Source organism: Burkholderia sp. Ac-20365, assembly GCF_017104715.1.
Lineage (GTDB): Bacteria > Pseudomonadota > Gammaproteobacteria > Burkholderiales > Burkholderiaceae > Paraburkholderia.
Genome location: NZ_JAAGPI010000119.1, coordinates 1 through 854, shown reverse-complemented (window position 1 = coordinate 854; position 854 = coordinate 1). Strand labels below are relative to the sequence as shown.

At 59.0% G+C, this 854-nt stretch carries 1 protein-coding gene; it reads right to left on the bottom strand.

Translation table 11 applies throughout. From position 1 onward, the window contains the following. Positions 1-4: 4 nt before the first annotated feature. A partial coding sequence (locus G3O01_RS44895; protein WP_205813961.1) for an ATPase, T2SS/T4P/T4SS family occupies positions 5-854 on the bottom strand: 850 nt, incomplete at its 5' end.

The following is an 854-nucleotide window of genomic DNA, read 5'->3' as shown; positions in this document are numbered from 1 at the left end:
GGCTTCAGACCTGGACCCGCTGCAGCTTCCACTGCAGCACCGGGTCAGAGAACAACTGCGTCAGCTTGTTGGTACCAGTATACATGAACAGCAGCACATCGACAGTCCGCCGGACTTCGTTGAAAACGAAGTCACAATCGAGATTCATACCGAACGGGCTTTGCTTGATGAGCGTGGCGATACGCACAAACGCCGAGATAGGATCGTTCGCGTGAACCGTCGTCAGCCCGCCGGCGTGTCCGGTATTCAGCAGCGACAGGTAATCCCATGCCTCATCACCGCGCAGCTCCGAGATATAGCAACGGTGCAACTTCGCGCGCAGGCTCGAGCGCACCAGCTCGCGCGCCGGCAGGCTGTCGCTGAAGAACATGTGGACGCGGTTCCAGTGGTACGGCAGCGAGAATTCGTGCACGTCCTCGATCGTGCCGATCCGCTCGTCGCGCGGAACCAGATCAGCAAGCGCTTTGAGAAGCGTTGTCTTTCCCGACCCGGTTCCGCCAACCGGTACGACGTTCAGCTTGTTGGCGATCGCCAGCTCAAAAAAACGCTGCATGTCGCCGTTCGCTTTCGCTTCCAGCATGTCAAGCTCGAATTGCTCGAGCTTCACGTCGGCAGGTACGTCAAGATGCATCGATACATCGCGGAAGCCGTCGAATGTGCCGTACTCATGCAATTGCGCGATCGTGAAGCGCTTGTCGCTCGGGATTCGGATCGTGATCGAAACCGTGCCGGCCTCGACGGCGGGCGGCACCATTACTTGCCCGCGCTGACCATCAGGCAAGGTCACGGGCTTGATCGGCTCCTTGGCCGAGATCTGCCCTTTCTTGTCAAACACGACAAGGGCATTGGCGAGC